Origin of the sequence: Billgrantia montanilacus, from assembly GCF_003336675.1 — a bacterium.
GTDB classification, from domain to species: Bacteria; Pseudomonadota; Gammaproteobacteria; order Pseudomonadales; family Halomonadaceae; genus Halomonas; species Halomonas montanilacus.
Genome location: NZ_QPII01000007.1, coordinates 149,192 through 165,425 on the forward strand (window position 1 = coordinate 149,192; position 16,234 = coordinate 165,425).

Here is a 16,234-nt window from a genome sequence, read left to right on the forward strand (position 1 = left end):
CAAACCTCTACCGAAAGCTGCGGCTTGTCGCACCCCGCGCGACTCTCTAAAGTGTTGGCTTCAGGATTTCAGGCAGAGCCCTTCATTCGAGGCGCCTTCATTACAAGGAGAAAGGCATGAGCAAACAGGTGGCGGTCATCCTGTCGGGCTGCGGCGTTCAGGATGGCTCGGAGATCTACGAGACCACCCTGACCCTGCTGCGGCTGGACCAGTTGGGTATCGGCTATCGCTGTTTCGCACCGGACATCGAGCAGCATCATGTCATCGATCATCGTACCGGCGAGATGGCCGAGGGCGAGGTGCGTCGCGTGCTGGTGGAGTCGGCGCGGCTGGCCCGCGGTGAAATCAGTCCTCTCGAGGACCTCGATGTGGTCGAGTTCGACGCCGTGATTCTGCCCGGTGGCTTCGGGGCGGCCAAGAACCTGTCCAATTTCGCCTGGGCGGGTAGCGATATGGAAGTCCTCGAGGACCTTGTCGAAGCCATTGTGCCGTTCCACGAGGCGCGCAAGCCCATCGGGCTGATGTGTATCACGCCCGCGCTGGTGCCGAAGCTGCTGGGCCCGGGTATCTCCGTGACGATTGGGCACGACCCGGGGTTTTCCGGCGCCATCAGCGCCATGGGGGGGCTGCATCGTAGCTGCGGCGTCGAGGATATCGTGGTCGACTTCGAGAATCGTGTGGTTACCACGCCGGCCTACATGCTGGCGACCCGCATCAGTGAGGCCGCCACCGGCATCTTCAAGCTGGTCGACCGCATCGATGAGATGATGGACCTCTAGGCACTGGCGACACAGAAAAATGCCCCCGCCCGATCGAATCGGGCGGGGGCATTTTAATGCCGCTCAGGGTTCGTCCCGCTCTGGGGCCTCGTCGTTCGTCTCGGAGGCCTTGCGGCGGCGGTTACGCACCAGGCGGCCGAACAGGATCCCCACCTCGTAGAGCAGGTACATGGGGACGGCCAGCAGGCTCTGGGAAATCACGTCCGGCGGTGTCAGAAGCATGCCCACCACGAAGCAGCCCAGGACCACATAGGGGCGCTTCTTCGACAGGCTCTCCACGGTGGTGGCGCCGGAGACGATCAGCAGGAAGGTGGCAATGGGTATTTCGAAGGCCACGCCGAAGGCGAAGAACAGCTTGAGTACGAAGTTCAGGTACTGATTGATATCGGTCATCACCGCTACGTTCTCCGGCCCCGTCTGGGTGAAGAACTGGAACAGCAGCGGGAAGACCGCATAGTAGGCGAAGGCCGCACCGGCGTAGAACAGCCCCACGCTGGAGGCCAGTATCGGCATGGCCAGGGCCTTTTCGTTGTCGTACAGCCCCGGGGCGACGAAGGCCCAGGCCTGGTGAAGCACGTAGGGAATGGCCACGAACACGGCCACCACCAGGGTCAGCTTGAAGGGGGCGAGAAAGGGGGAAGCCACTTCGGTGGCGATCATCTGCGAGCCTTCCGGCAGCAGCGCCATCAGCGGCTGGGCCACGAAGGTGTAGATCTCGTTGGCGAAGGGGTAGAGCCCCAGGAAGATCACCAGGATCGCGACGACCGCGCGCAGCAGTCGCGATCGCAGTTCGATGAGGTGTTCGATCAAGGGGGCCTGGCCGAGATCCTGCTTGTCACCGGAGTCGCTCATCGGGAAGCGGCATCCTTCTTGTCAACGTCGGGAGAAGCGGGGGGCTCGCCCGGTGCCGGGTCGTCGGATTGCTGGGCGCTGGCCAGGGCGTCGTCGAGCCGGGCAGCGGCAGGACGCGGCGGAGCGTCGTCGGCAGTGCTGGCAGGCTCGGCGTTTTCATCGCCGTGTCGGCTGGGCGTCGAGGAGGCGTAGGGCTTGGCGATACTCTCCACATCGCGCTTGGCCCTGTCGAGGCTCTCGTCGAGCTTCGACTGCTGCTCCTTGAGCTTCTGACGCAGCTCTTCCGCCTCGAGCTGCGAGCTGATTTCCCGCTGCATGCCCGAAACGGTCCGCTTGATCTTGCCCACCCATAGGCCGACGGTGCGCGCCGCCTTGGGCAGGCGTTCCGGGCCGAGTACCAGCAGGCCCACGATCCCGAGGATCAGGAGTTCGAGAAAGCCGATATCAAACATAAGGGCTTATTTGCGCTCTTCCTGATTCTCCACCTTGTCCGCGGCCGCCTTCTCTTCGGCGCGAACGTCATAGGTGTTGGGCTGTTCGTCGTGGGCGACCTTGGCGTGTGCCTTGTCCTTGTCGTCCTTCTCCTCCTCGTTGACGGCCTGCTTGAACCCTTTCACCGCGCCACCCAGGTCGGTGCCGACGTTGCGCAGCTTCTTGGTGCCGAAAATCAGGATGATGATGCCGAGTACGATCAGCAGTTGCCAGATACTGATGCCACCTAACATGAAGAATTCCTCTGAGTCGGGTCTCCGGTCGTTCCGGAACACCTGGTTACTTGGACCTTGCAGCCTTCTCTTCGTGCCCGGAAATGCCGAAGCGCCGGGCCAGCTCGTCGAGCACGTCCTGATGATCGAGTCCGAGATGCGACAGCATCACCAGGCTATGAAACCACAGGTCGGCGGTTTCGGCGACCAGCGCCTTTCGCTCTGCCTCACCGCCGGCCTCGGCGTCCTTGGCTGCCAGCAGTGTCTCGGTGGCTTCCTCGCCCACTTTCTCGAGTATCTTGTTCAGCCCCTTGTGATGCAAGGCGGAAACGTAGGAATCGGCAGGTTCGGCGGTTCGGCGCTGCTCCAGCACCTCGAAGAGTTGATCGAGAATATCACGCATGACAGCGCTTCCTGTTGCGGTGGGTCAATTTCATTGCCAGGCCAGCAGCAGCAGGCCGGTGGCGGCGATCAACAGCACCGGCCATGGCTGGCCGGCGGCCCACTGGCTCAGCGGCTGCCAGGCTAGCGCCAATCCGGCCAGGAGAACGCCCAGCCGCAGCCGACGGCCGATGCGGCGTCTGTCTTGCAGCTGCCGCTGGATTCCGTCCAGGGCGAGCGCCTGGCGGTGGCGCTGGCGATGCTCATGTTCGATGCGGCTCAGGGCGTGGTGTGCCACGGATGGCAGCTCGGGAAGCTGGCGTGCCAGCTCAGGAGCCTGGCGCTTGAGTGAGTCCCAGAAACCGCTGGCGCCGGCGCGCTCCTTCATCCACTGCTCCAGGTAGGGCTTGGCGGTGGTCCAGAGGTCCAGGTCGGGGTAGAGCTGACGCCCGAGTCCCTCGATATTGAGTAGCGTTTTCTGCAATAGCACCAGCTGCGGCTGGACCTCCATGTTGAAGCGGCGGGCCGTCTTGAACAGTCCTAGCAGCACCTGGCCGAAGGAGATGTCCTTGAGCGGTTTCTCGAGGATCGGCTCGCACACGGTGCGAATGGCGGCGGCGAACTCGTTGGCTCGGGTATTCTCGCCGACCCAGCCCGATTCGATGTGCAGCGCCGCCACTTCATAGTAGTCCTGATGGAAGAAGGCGAGCAGGTTGCGTGCCAGGTAGTCCTGATCCTCGCGTGTGAGGCTGCCGACGATACCGCAGTCGATGGCGATGTACTGGGGGTCGTTCGGGTGCTCCCGGGCAACGAAGATATTGCCGGGGTGCATGTCGGCATGGAAGAAGTTGTCGCGAAACACCTGGGTGAAGAAGATCTCCACGCCGCGCTCGGCGAGGCGCTTGAGGTCGGTGCCCTGCACTTTCAGTGCCGCCAGGTCGGCGACCGGGACGCCGTAGATGCGTTCCTGCACCATGACCCGACGCCGGGTGTGGGACCAATAGGTCGCCGGTACGTAGAGCAGCGGCGAATCCTTGAAGTTGCGCTTGAGCTGTGAGGTGTTGGCGGCTTCCTTATGCAGGTCCAGCTCGTCGAACAGCGTCGACTCGTAGTCGCGCACCACTTCCACCGGTCGCAGCCGGCGGGCCTCGGGAATTCTGGCCAGTACCCCGGCCACCCGATACATCAGCGCCATGTCCTGACGCATGATGTGCTCGATACCCGGCCGTATGATCTTGGCCACCACCTCTTCGCCGGTATGCAGGCGGGCGGCATGAACCTGGGCGATGGAGGCAGAGGCCAACGGCTCGGGCTCGAAGTGGGCGAACGCCTCGTCTATCGACATGTGCAGCTCCGCCTCTACCAGTTCGCGTGCTTCGCGGCCGGGAAAGGGGGGCACCTGATCCTGCAGTCGCCGCAGTTCGTCGGCGATCTCCTCGGGCAGCAGGTCGCGCCGGGTGGAGAGCAGCTGACCGAACTTGACGAAGATCGGACCGAGGGCTTCCAGCGCCAGGCGCAGGCGTTCACCCGGCGATCGCTTGCCAATCGGTATCAGGCGCAGCGGCGAGAGGATGAACAACAGTCTTAGGTACCAAGGCATCCGCTCCAATGGCAGCAGGGTGTCGAGGCGGTAGCGGGTAATCACCCAGAGGATGCGCAACAGCCGAAAGCTCATCACAGCGAGGCCTCGCGTTCCAGTTGACGTTGCAGCCTGTCCAGGCGGGCGGCGAGGCGGTCCGTGGTCACTTCAAGCTCGGTGAGGTGGTCGCGCAGGTTGTCGAGCTGGTGCCGTCCGGGCAGCAGTTTTGCCTCCTCGAAAACATACTCGGCGATATCGCGGCGCATCTCGCCCTGGGCACGACGCCCCCAGCGCGTGGCGCGGCGCAATCCTTCGGCCAGGCTGTGGGCGGGGACATCGCCCAGCCAGCGCGCCAGTTCGCCCTCCCAGTCCAGGTCCAGGTCGAGCAGCAGGTCGCGCGTTGCCTCGAGCAGATGGACTTGCCCGCGTACCGAAAGCTTGCCCTGGAACATCAGCCGCTCGATGCTCTCGCCGCCCAGCAGTTCGCCCAGGGTTTCGGCGTTCAGCTCGACGATGGCGTCGAAGGCATCGTCGGTGTCATCTTGCGGGCGCAGCAGATCGAGGCCGGCAGGGTGGAAGTGAATGGCCAGCGACAGCTCGGGTCGCGCCAGGCGAAGCAGCAGCCGGTTGCCGCTGAGCCGGGCCAACCGCGCAGGCGCTGCGGGGTCTCGCGCCAGCAGGGCATTGAGCGTGCGTTCGATGCCGGCCAGCAGCAGGGTGGGGGGCAAGGTCATCAGCGCCTCAAAGCTTGATGCCGCGATGCAGGGCAACGATGCCCCCGGTGAGATTGGTGTACTCGACCCGCTCCAGCCCGGCGGCTTCCATCATCTCCTGCAGCGTCTCCTGGTCGGGGTGCATGCGGATCGATTCGGCGAGGTAGCGATAACTATCGGCATCGCCAGCCACCATCTGACCCATCCGCGGTAGCAGGCGAAAGGAGTATTCGTCGTAGGCCTTGGAAAGGAGCGGGTTGACCGGCTTGGAGAATTCCAGCACCAGCACGCGGCCACCGGGCTTGAGCGTCCGGGTCATGGAGCGCAGGGCGGATTCCTTGTCGGTGACGTTGCGCAGGCCGAAGGCGATGGTGATGCAGTCGAAGGTGTTGTCCGGGAAGGGCAGGCATTCGGCATTGGCCTGGACGTATTCGACATTGCCCCCAATGCCGTTGTCCAGCAGCTTGTCGCGGCCGACCCGTAGCATGGATTCGTTGATGTCGGCCAGGACCACGCGGCCGCGGGGGCCCACCATGCGCGAGAACTTGTGTGTCAGATCACCGGTACCACCGGCGATATCCAGCACGCTATGGCCGGGGCGTACGCCGGAGCGCTCGATGGTCAGTCGCTTCCAGAGACGGTGGATACCGAAGGACATGAGGTCGTTCATGACATCGTAGCGGGCCGCCACGGAGTGGAAGACATCGGCCACGCGAGAGGCCTTTTCGTCGACCGGCACTTCCTGATAGCCGAAGTGAGTGGTGTGCTTGTCCCCGGGGCTGGAAAGAGGGCTCATGCGAAAAGGCTCCCGAATCGCTGCAGTGAGAGGAGGCCGGGGTGATTCGGCCTCGAATGGGCGCCATTGTAGCCTTGCACGGCCGTACTTGTCTTGACGTCGGTCCTCTACAACTGCTTGATCTCGATGCCAAGCGGCTCTCGTGAAGCGCCAGCCTCTTCCAGGCGCCTCAAGTAGTCGGCCCAGTAGGCCTCGCGGTTCTTGATCAGGTCGTCGAGATACTCCCAGCTATACAGACCGCTGTCGTGGCCGTCATCGAAATGCAGCTTGACGGCATAGCGGCCGACAGGCGCGATGTTCTGCAGTCCCACATGCTTCTTGCCGACCTGCAGTACCGCCTGGCTGGGGTTGTGGCCCCGCACCTCGGCGGAGGGGGAGTAGACGCGCAGGTACTCGACCGGCAGGCAATGGGTTTCGCCGTCGGCGTAGGTGAGTTCCAGCTCACGGGCCTTCTTGTGGTAATGGATCTTGCTGGGGGCGGGGGCGGTCATGTCGGTGTCCTTCGCAAGAATGGGCGTCAGGCGCCGGGCCGAGCGATTTGCGACAATCAAGAGCGAAACCCTGGCCCTGCGCTTGCAGCTTGCGCGTCGGACAGGAACAAGGTCCCTCTTGCCTGTCCTCGATCGACATCCCTGTCGATCGCCGCGCGCTGCTGCGCTTGAGCCAGCGCTCTTGCTAAGGTCGCGTCACTGCTCGCCCGACGCCTTCATGACAGCTCAGATCATACGTTACTGCATCTCTTACGCTAAAGAATATACCGCGACAGATCCTCGTCCATGGCCAGCTCGCCGAGCTGGGAGTCCACGTAGGCGGCATCGATCTCCAGGGGTGTGCCGATATCGGCCCCCTTGAACGAGGCCTCTTCCAGCAGGCGCTCCATCACGGTGTGCAGGCGGCGTGCGCCGATGTTCTCGGTGCCCTCGTTGACCTTCCAGGCGATCTCGGCAATGCGCACGATACCGTCTTCGGTAAAGCTGATATCCAGCCCTTCGGTGGCCAGCAGTGCCTTGTACTGTTTGGTCAGCGAGGCAGAGGGCTCGGTGAGGATGCGCTTGAAGTCGTCTGGCGTCAGCGCATTGAGCTCGACGCGGATCGGCAGGCGGCCCTGCAGCTCGGGGATCAGGTCCGATGGGCGCGACAGGTGAAAGGCGCCGGATGCGATGAAGAGAATATGGTCGGTCTTGACCATGCCGTACTTGGTCGAGACCGTGGAGCCCTCGATCAGCGGCAGCAGGTCGCGCTGGACCCCCTCGCGGGAGACCTCGCCGCCGCTGGATTGGCCGCTGCCCTTGGTTACCTTGTCGATCTCGTCGAGGAAGACGATGCCGTTCTGCTCCACCGCGTCGATGGCGCGGTGCTTGATCTCTTCCTCGTTGACCAGCTTGCCGGCTTCTTCGTCGCGCAGCAGGGCGAAGGCATCCTTCACCGCCACGCGGCGGGTTTCGCTCTTCTGCCGGCCCATGTTGGAGAACAGGCTCTGCAGCTGGCTGGTCATCTCCTCCATGCCCGGGGGGGTCATGATGTCGATACCCGGTCCCTGGGGGGTGATCTCGATATCGATCTCCTTGTCGTCGAGCTGACCCTCGCGCAGCTTCTTGCGGAAGATCTGGCGCGTCGAGCTGTCGTTGCGGGCGCTCTCTTCCTGCCCCCGGGGCGGCGGCAGCAGGGCGTCGAGGATGCGGTCCTCGGCGGCGTCCTCGGCGCGGTGGCTCACCTCCTCCTTGGCCTGTTCGCGGACCAGCTTGATGGCCGCCTCGGTCAGGTCGCGGATGATCGATTCGACGTCGCGGCCGACGTAGCCCACCTCGGTGAACTTGGTGGCCTCGACCTTGATGAAGGGCGCCCGGGCCAGCTTGGCCAGGCGGCGGGCGATCTCGGTCTTGCCGACGCCGGTGGGGCCGATCATCAGGATGTTCTTGGGTGTGACCTCGTGGCGCAGGTCGTCGTCGAGCTGCATGCGCCGCCAGCGGTTGCGCAGGGCAATGGAGACGGCGCGCTTGGCATCCTGTTGACCGATGATGTATTGGTCCAGGGCGTGGACGATCTCGCGGGGTGTCATCTGGGTCATGGTGGCGGCCTTAGCGTTCCTGAGAAGCGTCTTTGGTAGAGAGCTCTTCGAGGGTGACGTGGTGATTGGTGAACACACAGATGTCACCGGCGATATCGAGTGACTTGCGGGTGATGTCGCTGGCCGGTAGGTCGGTGTTCTCGAGCAGGGCGCGGGCGGCGGCCAGGGCATAGTTGCCGCCCGAGCCGATGGCGATGATGCCTCGTTCGGGCTCCACCACGTCGCCATTGCCGGTGATGATCAGCGAGGCCTCCTTGTCGGCCACGGCGAGCAGGGCCTCCAGGCGACGCAGGGCGCGGTCGGTGCGCCAGTCCTTGGCCAGCTCCACGGCGGCCTTGACCAGGTTGCCCTGATACTTTTCCAGCTGTGCCTCGAAGCGCTCGAACAGGGTGAAGGCGTCGGCCGTGCCGCCGGCGAAGCCTGCCAGCACCTGCCCGCGATAGAGGCGACGCACCTTGCTGGCGTTGCCTTTCATCACCGTATTGCCCAGCGATACCTGGCCGTCACCGGCAAGGGCAACCTGGTCGCCGCGGCGCACGGATACGATCGTGGTCATGGAGAGAACTCCGTAACGGGGAGCGCAACGCTCCCGATGACTTTCGGCACCGCGGCAGAGCCGGGCGCCGTGAACGAGCATTCAAGGAAAGTGCGGGCGTGATGCCTCGAATTCAACCGGCAGTGTCGTTGCAGCAGGCAATTACCGTCCGTCAGTTACTGGCCCTGTGCCGCAGCGGCGTGATCCCCTGGGTGGTCATCAGGTCCTCTGCACGGTTGAGTTCACGGGTATCGTCGTAGGGGCCCACCATGACCCGGTGCCAGGTATCGCCTTCGGCCGACTGCACCTGGCTGACCTGGGCCACCAGGCTGAGGTTGCGCAGACGCTGCCTCAGCGCTTCGGCGTCGGCCGGCTGACGGAAAGAGGCGGCTTGAAGCATATAGCGCGTTCCGTCAGGCACTGCCGCCTCGCTGGCGGCTTCGCTAACCGTGGCGTTGGCATCATCCTGCAGATTGGCGGCGATGACCTGGGCGATCGGGTCATCGACCCTGTCGCCGTCGGCAGGCGCCTCGGTGACGTCGGGCACGGGCGTGACGATTTCGGGGGGGGAGGCCGTCGAGGCGACGTCACGGGGTGCCACGACCTCTTCGGGTAGCAGCGTATAGAACTCGAAGGTCGGCATGCGCGGCTCGCTGGGCTCGACGGTGGGCGTGGGTGGCGCCTGCTCCGTCGTCGGGGCGCGCGGAATCAGGTTGGCCAGCGGCGAGTCGTGTCCCTCCTGCCAGGGCGCCGTACCGTGCTGATGCTGCGCCAGCAGAAAGCCCGCCACCACACCGCCCATTCCCCAGACCCAGCCGGGCAGGCGGAAGCCCTCGCGGCGTCGCGTATTGCGGCGCTGGCTGGCAGTGGCGCCGCGCTTCTTCGGAGGGGCTCGACGGGTAGCCATGGCTTACATTTCCTCCGGGGCGCTGACGCCCATGAGGTCGAGCCCGTTGCGCAGTACCTGACGCGTAGCGAGGCCCAGGGCCAGTCGGGCATTGCGCAGTTCGTCATCCTCGACCATCACCTTGACGGCGTTGTAACAGGAGTGGAACTCGGCGGCCAGGTCCAGCAGGTACTGGGCCACCTGCTGCGGCTCCCGCGACAGGGCTGCATGGGAAACGACTTCCGGGAAGCGAGCCAGACGGTTCATCACCGCCTTCTCCTGCTCCGCTTCCAGCTTTGCCAGGCTGACCATGGCCAGGTCGTGATCGAAATGCAGGGATTCGGCGTCGGCCTTGCGCAGCATGCTGCAGACCCGGGCATGGGCGTACTGCACGTAATAGACCGGGTTGTCGTTGGACTGCGAGCGCGCCAGGTCGATGTCGAAGGTCAACTGGGAGTCCGCCCGACGGGCGGCCAGGAAGAAGCGGGTGGCGTCGCGGCCCACCTCGTCGATCAGGTCGCGCACCGTGACGTAGCTGCCGGCACGCTTGGAGAGCTTCACCTCGACCCCTGAGCGGGTGACCATCACCATCTGGTGCAGCACGTAGTCGGGCCAGCCCTCGGGAATTCCGGCCTCCAGGGCCTGGAGGCCGGCCCGTACCCGGGTCACGGTCGAGTGGTGGTCGGCGCCCTGTTCATCGATTACCGTGCTGAAACCGCGCTGCCACTTGTTAAGGTGATAGGCCACGTCGGGCAGGAAGTAGGTGTAGCTGCCATCCGACTTGCGCATCACCCGGTCCTTATCGTCACCGAAACGGGTGGTGCGCAGCCAAAGGGCGCCGTCCTGCTCATAGGTGTGGCCGTTGGCGATGAGCCGCTCGACGGTTTCCTCGACCTTGCCCTGGTCGTAGAGGGAGGATTCGAGGAAGTAGACATCGAACGAGACGCCGAAGGCCTTGAGATCAAGATCCTGCTCGCGGCGAAGCCAGGCCACGGCGAAGTCGCGGATGGCGTCGAGGTCGTCGGGGTCCGCCTTGGCGGTGACGTGGCGGTCGTCGGCATGGACCGTCTCGCCGGCCAGGTAATCCTTGGCTACCTCGGAAATGTAGTCGCCGCGGTAACCGTCGGCGGGCCAGGCGGCACTGTCGGGCTCGATGCCCTTGACCCGAGCCTGTACCGACAGCGCCAGGTTGCTGATCTGGGCGCCGGCGTCGTTGTAGTAGAACTCCCGGGTGACGTCGAAGCCGGTGGCTTCCAGCAGGCGACAGATGCAGTCGCCGATGGCCGCGCCGCGACCGTGGCCCACGTGGAGCGGGCCGGTGGGGTTGGCGGAAACGAACTCCACCTGCACTTTCTGACCCTTGCCCGTCAGGTTGCGGCCGAAGGTGTCGCCGGCCTCCAGTACCTGGCGTATTACCTGCGCGGCGGCATCGGTGGCAGCGAAGAAGTTGATGAAGCCGGGACCGGCGATTTCGACCTTCTGTACCGCCTCGCTGGCGGGCAGGGCCGCCATCAGCGCTTCTGCCAGCTCGCGGGGCTTCCTGCCGGCCGGTTTGGCGAGCATCAGCGCCAGATTGGTGGCGTAGTCGCCGTGGGCCTTGTCCCGGGTGGGGTCGACCTTGATGGCGGGGGCGGCATCCGCGGGCAGCACACCCTGCTGCTTGAGGTTATCGAGGGCATTCTCGAGCAGGGAAACGATCGTTTCTTTCATGAAGTCTGTTGTCCTGTAGCGCCGGGCCCGCATCGGGTTAAGGGTGACTGTGCGACTGGCGGGCGGACGCAGGCATGAAAACTCGCCCGGTCGGGCATGATCGCCCATTATCGGCAATTGTGCCTCGGCTTTAAACCCCGCGCAGGCAGGCTGTTCTAGGGCGCCCTGGCCCAGTGGCTTGAATTGTCGTCAGGAGAGCGTCTGGGGGTCGACATCCAGCGACCAGCGGGCCTTGCGTGCCTCGGGGGTTGCCTCCAGCCAGGCGGTGAGCTGGGCGCAGGCTTCATGGAGCTGGCTGCGCTTGTCGCTGGCCAGCATCAGCTGCAGGTGGTAGCGGTTCTGGCGCCGTTCCATGGGCGCTGGCACCGGGCCCAGGCAGTCCACGCCGAGCCCGCGTGCCTGCAGCCACTCGCGCAGTGCCGCCGAAGCGTTCGAGGCCAGGGCATTGGCCGCGTCCTCACGGGGGCTTTCCAGGCGCAGCAGGGCGAGGAAGCGAAAGGGGGGGAGGCCCGCGGCGCGCCGCTCGGCCAGCAGTTGCTCGGCAAGGGCGTCATAGCCGGTTTCCGCCAGCAGCCGCAGGTGCGGGTCGTCGTCGTGCAGTGTCTGCACCAGCACCCGGCCTGGGTGGGACGAGCGGCCGGCTCGGCCGGCGACCTGCACCAGCAGCTGGGCACTGTGCTCCAGGGCGCGAAAGTCGCTGGCGTAGAGCCCGGCGTCGGCATTGACCACTACCACCAGGGTCACATGGGGCAGGTGGTGTCCCTTGGCAAGCATCTGTGTGCCCACCAGCAGGCAGGGCTCACCGCGCTTCACCTCGGTCAGGATCGCCTCGAAGGCGTCGCGGCGGCGGGTGCTGTCGCGGTCGATGCGGTGTACCGGCACCTGGGGGAAGAGGGCGGCCAGGGTCTCTTCGGTGCGCTCGGTGCCGCTGCCGAGCGGACGAAGATCGCCGCTGCCGCAGGCCGGGCAGGCGTCTGGAATCGGGCGCCGCTTGTCGCAGTGGTGGCAGGCCAGCACGGGCGGCTGGCGATGCAGGGTCATGCGCGCATCGCAGTGGTCGCAGTCGGCCAGCCAGCCGCAGGCGTGGCAGGCCAGGGTGGGGGCGAAGCCACGTCGATTGATGAACACCAGTACCTGATGGCCGGCATCGAGGGTGCCGCGAATCGCCTCCAGCACGGGAGGAATCAGGCCGCCCTGGCGGGGGCGTCCACGCAGGTCGACCAGCTCCAGCCGGGCCGGGGCGTGACGGCTGGCGCGCTGGGTCAGCCTCAGGTGACGGTAGGCGCCGCTGCGGGCGTGGTGCAGGCTCTCCAGCGATGGGGTGGCGGTGCCAAGGACCAGCGGGATGCCATGGTGGTGGGCGCGCGCCACGGCCAGGTCCCGTGCATGGTAGCGCAGCCCTTCCTGCTGCTTGAACGAGCCGTCATGCTCCTCGTCGACGATGATGACCCCGGGGCGGGAGAGCGGCGTGAAGATGGCCGAGCGGGTGCCGATGATGATGGGTGCCCGACCGCTGGCGGCGGCTTCCCAGGCGTCCAGGCGTTCGTTGTCGGTCAGCCCCGAATGCAGTGCCACCACCGGCACCTGGAAGCGCTGGCGGAAACGGGCCAGGGTCTGGGGGGTGAGCCCGATCTCGGGTACCAGCAGCAGTGCCTGCCGGCCGCGGCTAACAACCGCTTCGATCAGTTGAAGATAGACTTCGGTCTTGCCGCTGCCGGTGACGCCGTGCAGCAGGCAGGGGTGGAAATGGTCCAGTCTCTCGTGGATGGCCGCCAGAGCTGCCGCCTGCTCCCGTTTCAGCGGCAGCGACGGTTCGGCAAGCAGGTGGCCGCTGGCTGGCTGAGGGGAGGCCGTCAGGGGGGTCTCCTGGCGCTCGAGCAGCCCCTTTTCTACCAGGGCCAGCAGCTGTTCGCGGGTAAAGGACTGAGCCACGACCGCCTGGGTGGGCAGGCCGTGGGGGTGCTGGCGCAGCATGGCCAGAAGCTCGGCCTGGCGAGGGGCGCGCTTGAGGCGTTCGTCACCCGGGCCCCGGCCGCTGTCGGTGACGCGCCACTGTTCGCGCATGCGGCCCGCCACGGGCCGGCCCTGGCGCAGCAGGACCGGCATGGCCTGGTGCAGGGTGTCGCCCAGCGAGTGCTGGTAATAGCGGGCAGTGAAGCGGCACAGCCACAGCCAGTCGGCCGGCAGCGGGGACGCATCCAGCCACTCTTCCACTGGCTTCAGCTTGGCCAGTGGCAGGTCGCTGTCATGGCGACAGCTCTCTACCACGCCCACGACAAGACGTCGGCCGAAAGGCACTCGAACGCGAATGCCCGGCTGCCAGCCGTCGGGCGGTGGCGCCTGGCTCGGCCGATAATCGAAAAGCCGCCGCAGTGGCGTGGGGATGGCCACGCGCAGTACGGAGGGGCTAATGCAAGATGAGTCGGGCAATTGGCCTCCGGCCTCGGCTCTGCTAGAATGTTCCGCCGTCGTGGCGCCTGGTGCTCCCGGCGGCAACCGGTTAGAGACGACAGACAACCCGTATGCGGTGCCTGGCAACGGATCAGGTGGCGGCATACCGCTCCATGAGGCTCAAGATGAAACAAGGTATCCACCCCGATTACAAGACGGTCACGGCCACTTGCTCCTGCGGCGCGACCTTCGAGGTCGGCTCCACGGTTGGCCACGACCTGTCACTGGACGTTTGTTCCCAGTGTCATCCCTTCTACACCGGCAAGCAGAAGCAGGCGACCACCGGTGGTCGCGTCGAACGCTTCAACAAGCGCTTCGGTGCCGCCATCAAGCGTGGCTGATACGCGGCTTGCCCGCGGCTGCGGCCGAAAGGAAACCCGCCCAGGTGGCGGGTTTCTTTTTGCCTGTACCTCTTGCCTGTAACTCTTGTCCGTACCTCGGAGGCACGGCGCGATAAGGAATGTCTTATGACTGGGTCCCCAGGCATAAGTTACAGCAAATGGCGGCGAATGGTCATGAACAGGCGAAGAAAAGGCGCGAACGGGCCGGGCATTGAGGAATGGAAGGTTTTTCTATATTCTGAATTTCTTTCCTATATACGCTACACGGATACCGGATCACAGAATGACAGATGCCAAGAAGCAGGCCGCGCTGGATTATCACGCCAAGCCCATTCCCGGAAAACTCTCGGTGGAGCTGACCAAGCCCACTGCGACGGCTCGTGATCTCTCCCTCGCCTACAGCCCCGGCGTCGCCGAGCCGGTCCGTGAGATCGCCCGTGACCCGGAGAATGCTTACCGCTACACCGGCAAGGGCAATCTGGTCGCGGTGATTTCCGACGGCAGCGCCATTCTCGGCCTGGGCAACCTGGGGCCCCTGGCCAGCAAGCCGGTCATGGAGGGTAAAGGGGTCCTGTTCAAGTGCTTTGCCGGCATCAATTCGGTGGATATCGAGGTCAATGCCGAGAGTCCCCAGGCCTTCATCGATACCGTGGCGCGCATTGCCGACACCTGGGGGGGTATCAATCTCGAGGATATCAAGGCCCCCGAGTGCTTCGAGATCGAGCAGGCGCTGATCGAGCAGTGCAGTATCCCCGTCTTCCACGATGACCAGCATGGTACCGCCATCGTCACCGCGGCGGGCATGCTCAACGCGCTGGATATCGCCGGCAAGCGACTCGAAGACGCCAGGATCGTCTGCCTGGGTGCCGGTGCCGCAGCCATCGCCTGCATGAAGCTGCTGATCTCCTGCGGTGCCCGCCCCGAGAATCTGGTGATGCTCGATCGTCGCGGCGTGATCCATGCCGGGCGCGAGGGGCTCAATCCCTACAAGGCGATGTTCGCCGTGGAAACCGAGAAGCGAACCCTGGACGATGCCATCGACGGTGCCGATGTCTTCATCGGGCTTTCTGGGCCCAATCTGATGACGGCCGATCATATTCGCAAGATGGCGCCCAACCCCATCGTCTTCGCCTGCACCAACCCCGATCCAGAGATCAATCCCGAGCTGGCGCGGGAGACGCGCCCGGATGTGATCATGGCCACCGGTCGCTCGGATTATCCCAATCAGGTCAACAATGTGCTGGGCTTTCCCTTTATCTTTCGCGGCGCGCTGGACGTGCGAGCCACGCGCATCAACGAGGAGATGAAGGTCGCGGCTGTGCATGCGCTGAAGGATCTGGCTCGCGAGCCGGTACCCCAGGCGGTGCTCGATGCCTACGAGCTTGACCACATGGCGTTCGGCCCCGAGTACATCATTCCCACCCCGGTGGATGTGCGCCTGCTTGAGAGGATCACCTCGGCGGTGGCCCAGGCGGCAGTGGATTCCGGCGTGGCGCGCCGGCCCTATCCGGCCCACTACCCGCTCAAGACCGTGGATGACGTCTACGGCAATTGAGGCGTCTGAATGTCCTGTCTGTCGATGCGCCGGCCTTTTGGGCCGGCGCAGCGCGTCCAGGAGGCACTTTTCTGTTGATCAGGTCTGTCTATCTGGTCTGTCGATCAGGCCTACCAGTTATAGAGCAGCGTGACGTTGGTGGTGTTGTCGGTGTCTGCCACGGCCGTCTCGGGAGGGTTGGAGTTGTGCTTGACCTCATGCGAGAGCCTCAGGGACAGGCGCGAATTGAGGCGGGCGGTCAGTGACGAGAGAGAACGTGAGGTCGTGTTCTCGTCGGTGGACTCCACCGACATCTCCTGGCGGAGGCTGGCGAATTTCGACAGCGTCCAGTGGTAGTCGAGGGCGCTGTAGATCACCGCTAGCCCCCGGTCTCCTTCATCGTCGATGCGGTCATGGCGATAGCCCGGCCCGGCTTCGAGGGACAGCTGGTGGCGATCGCTCTCAATGATGTCTCGGCCGTAGCCGCCAATGACCGTGGACTGCTGGTTATACCCGCTGAAGCGATCCTTTTCCCAGCGGGCAAAGCCGAACACATAGTGGGGGCCGTCGAAATCGTAGCGCTCCCGGCCCGACACCAGATACTGCTCGGCGCTGGTGTCGCCGTTGCGGTTCACGTTGCGAACTTCCCCGCGCAGCGTGTGCGTCCAGTCCCCGGTCAGCCAGGAAAGGCGGCTCTTGCCTATCAGCGTCTGGCTGTCGGTATTGCCGGAGAGGTGGGTGTAGCCCAGTTCGGCTTCGCCGCTGAAGGAGGGGGCATCGTCGTCCGGGGGTGGGGGTGCATAGAAGAAGCCTGTCGCCTGAGCGATGCCGGGAAGTGCGGTGCCGAATAGTGCAAAGAGGCTGAAGGTGAACCAGGAGGGTGCTGTGGGGCGTTGCATGACAAG

At 64.8% G+C, this 16,234-nt stretch carries 17 protein-coding genes; 3 read left to right on the forward strand and 14 right to left on the reverse strand.

The window, feature by feature from the left end; genetic code table 11:
* Positions 1 to 116: 116 nt before the first annotated feature.
* Entirely contained in the window at positions 117 to 779 is a 663-nt protein-coding gene (gene elbB / locus DU505_RS11630; RefSeq protein WP_114479152.1) for an isoprenoid biosynthesis glyoxalase ElbB, read from the forward strand.
* 63 nt (positions 780 to 842) lie between these two features.
* Here elbB and tatC read toward each other — a convergent pair whose 3' ends face one another.
* The 13 genes from tatC to DU505_RS11695 form a co-directional block, all read right to left on the reverse strand.
* The gene (tatC, locus tag DU505_RS11635) at positions 843 to 1,631 is read right to left on the reverse strand and encodes a twin-arginine translocase subunit TatC (RefSeq protein ID WP_114479153.1); all 789 of its coding nucleotides are present in this window, start codon (positions 1,629 to 1,631) and stop codon (positions 843 to 845) included.
* Positions 1,628 to 2,083: a Sec-independent protein translocase protein TatB gene (gene tatB / locus DU505_RS11640; protein WP_114479154.1), complete on the reverse strand. Its 456-nt coding sequence runs from the start codon at positions 2,081 to 2,083 to the stop codon at positions 1,628 to 1,630. Before tatB ends, tatC begins: the two co-directional genes overlap by 4 nt.
* A 6-nt stretch (positions 2,084 to 2,089) precedes the next feature.
* Positions 2,090 to 2,356, reverse strand: coding sequence for a Sec-independent protein translocase subunit TatA (tatA, locus tag DU505_RS11645; RefSeq protein ID WP_114479155.1), 267 nt, complete (start codon positions 2,354 to 2,356; stop codon positions 2,090 to 2,092).
* 46 nt (positions 2,357 to 2,402) lie between these two features.
* A complete protein-coding gene (locus tag DU505_RS11650; protein WP_114479156.1) occupies positions 2,403 to 2,738 on the reverse strand; it encodes a phosphoribosyl-ATP diphosphatase in 336 nt (111 codons plus the stop codon).
* A gap of 30 nt (positions 2,739 to 2,768) precedes the next feature.
* Positions 2,769 to 4,391, reverse strand: a complete 1,623-nt coding sequence (gene ubiB / locus DU505_RS11655) for a ubiquinone biosynthesis regulatory protein kinase UbiB (RefSeq protein ID WP_114479157.1) — start codon at positions 4,389 to 4,391, stop codon at positions 2,769 to 2,771.
* Positions 4,391 to 5,029 (reverse strand): ubiquinone biosynthesis accessory factor UbiJ, encoded by a 639-nt coding sequence (locus DU505_RS11660; protein ID WP_114479158.1) that lies wholly within the window; start codon positions 5,027 to 5,029, stop codon positions 4,391 to 4,393. Before DU505_RS11660 ends, ubiB begins: the two co-directional genes overlap by 1 nt.
* Positions 5,030 to 5,036: 7 nt before the next feature.
* Entirely contained in the window at positions 5,037 to 5,804 is a 768-nt protein-coding gene (gene ubiE / locus DU505_RS11665) for a bifunctional demethylmenaquinone methyltransferase/2-methoxy-6-polyprenyl-1,4-benzoquinol methylase UbiE (RefSeq protein WP_114479159.1), read from the reverse strand.
* A 107-nt stretch (positions 5,805 to 5,911) separates the two neighbouring features.
* Positions 5,912 to 6,295, reverse strand: a complete 384-nt coding sequence (locus DU505_RS11670) for a gamma-butyrobetaine hydroxylase family protein (RefSeq protein WP_114479160.1) — start codon at positions 6,293 to 6,295, stop codon at positions 5,912 to 5,914.
* Between the two features lie 254 nt (positions 6,296 to 6,549).
* Positions 6,550 to 7,872 (reverse strand): ATP-dependent protease ATPase subunit HslU, encoded by a 1,323-nt coding sequence (gene hslU / locus DU505_RS11675; protein ID WP_114479161.1) that lies wholly within the window; start codon positions 7,870 to 7,872, stop codon positions 6,550 to 6,552.
* Between the two features lie 10 nt (positions 7,873 to 7,882).
* Positions 7,883 to 8,428, reverse strand: a complete 546-nt coding sequence (hslV, locus tag DU505_RS11680) for an ATP-dependent protease subunit HslV (protein ID WP_114479162.1) — start codon at positions 8,426 to 8,428, stop codon at positions 7,883 to 7,885.
* 151 nt (positions 8,429 to 8,579) lie between these two features.
* Entirely contained in the window at positions 8,580 to 9,314 is a 735-nt protein-coding gene (locus DU505_RS11685; protein WP_114479163.1) for an SPOR domain-containing protein, read from the reverse strand.
* Between the two features lie 3 nt (positions 9,315 to 9,317).
* The gene (gene argS, locus DU505_RS11690; RefSeq protein ID WP_114479164.1) at positions 9,318 to 11,003 is read right to left on the reverse strand and encodes an arginine--tRNA ligase; all 1,686 of its coding nucleotides are present in this window, start codon (positions 11,001 to 11,003) and stop codon (positions 9,318 to 9,320) included.
* Between the two features lie 189 nt (positions 11,004 to 11,192).
* Positions 11,193 to 13,433, reverse strand: a complete 2,241-nt coding sequence (locus DU505_RS11695) for a primosomal protein N' (RefSeq protein ID WP_245947907.1) — start codon at positions 13,431 to 13,433, stop codon at positions 11,193 to 11,195.
* Between the two features lie 146 nt (positions 13,434 to 13,579).
* Between DU505_RS11695 and rpmE the strand changes: the two genes are divergently transcribed.
* The gene (gene rpmE, locus DU505_RS11700) at positions 13,580 to 13,795 is read left to right on the forward strand and encodes a 50S ribosomal protein L31 (RefSeq protein ID WP_110282993.1); all 216 of its coding nucleotides are present in this window, start codon (positions 13,580 to 13,582) and stop codon (positions 13,793 to 13,795) included.
* A 283-nt stretch (positions 13,796 to 14,078) separates the two neighbouring features.
* Positions 14,079 to 15,350 (forward strand): malic enzyme-like NAD(P)-binding protein, encoded by a 1,272-nt coding sequence (locus tag DU505_RS11705; protein ID WP_114479166.1) that lies wholly within the window; start codon positions 14,079 to 14,081, stop codon positions 15,348 to 15,350.
* Positions 15,351 to 15,460: 110 nt separating this feature from the next.
* Here DU505_RS11705 and DU505_RS11710 read toward each other — a convergent pair whose 3' ends face one another.
* On the reverse strand, positions 15,461 to 16,228 hold the full coding sequence (locus DU505_RS11710; RefSeq protein WP_114479167.1) for a DUF481 domain-containing protein: 768 nt from the start codon (positions 16,226 to 16,228) through the stop codon (positions 15,461 to 15,463).
* Between the last annotated feature and the right edge of the window lie 6 nt (positions 16,229 to 16,234).

Coding starts and splice junctions, on each gene's coding strand:
- elbB (WP_114479152.1), top strand. CDS start 117: ATGAGCAAACAGGTGGCGGTCATCCTGTCGGGCTGCGGCGTTCAGGAT.
- tatC (WP_114479153.1), bottom strand. CDS start 1,631: ATGAGCGACTCCGGTGACAAGCAGGATCTCGGCCAGGCCCCCTTGATC.
- tatB (WP_114479154.1), bottom strand. CDS start 2,083: ATGTTTGATATCGGCTTTCTCGAACTCCTGATCCTCGGGATCGTGGGC.
- tatA (WP_114479155.1), bottom strand. CDS start 2,356: ATGTTAGGTGGCATCAGTATCTGGCAACTGCTGATCGTACTCGGCATC.
- DU505_RS11650 (WP_114479156.1), bottom strand. CDS start 2,738: ATGCGTGATATTCTCGATCAACTCTTCGAGGTGCTGGAGCAGCGCCGA.
- ubiB (WP_114479157.1), bottom strand. CDS start 4,391: ATGAGCTTTCGGCTGTTGCGCATCCTCTGGGTGATTACCCGCTACCGC.
- DU505_RS11660 (WP_114479158.1), bottom strand. CDS start 5,029: ATGACCTTGCCCCCCACCCTGCTGCTGGCCGGCATCGAACGCACGCTC.
- ubiE (WP_114479159.1), bottom strand. CDS start 5,804: ATGAGCCCTCTTTCCAGCCCCGGGGACAAGCACACCACTCACTTCGGC.
- DU505_RS11670 (WP_114479160.1), bottom strand. CDS start 6,295: ATGACCGCCCCCGCCCCCAGCAAGATCCATTACCACAAGAAGGCCCGT.
- hslU (WP_114479161.1), bottom strand. CDS start 7,872: ATGACCCAGATGACACCCCGCGAGATCGTCCACGCCCTGGACCAATAC.
- hslV (WP_114479162.1), bottom strand. CDS start 8,428: ATGACCACGATCGTATCCGTGCGCCGCGGCGACCAGGTTGCCCTTGCC.
- DU505_RS11685 (WP_114479163.1), bottom strand. CDS start 9,314: ATGGCTACCCGTCGAGCCCCTCCGAAGAAGCGCGGCGCCACTGCCAGC.
- argS (WP_114479164.1), bottom strand. CDS start 11,003: ATGAAAGAAACGATCGTTTCCCTGCTCGAGAATGCCCTCGATAACCTC.
- rpmE (WP_110282993.1), top strand. CDS start 13,580: ATGAAACAAGGTATCCACCCCGATTACAAGACGGTCACGGCCACTTGC.
- DU505_RS11705 (WP_114479166.1), top strand. CDS start 14,079: ATGACAGATGCCAAGAAGCAGGCCGCGCTGGATTATCACGCCAAGCCC.
- DU505_RS11710 (WP_114479167.1), bottom strand. CDS start 16,228: ATGCAACGCCCCACAGCACCCTCCTGGTTCACCTTCAGCCTCTTTGCA.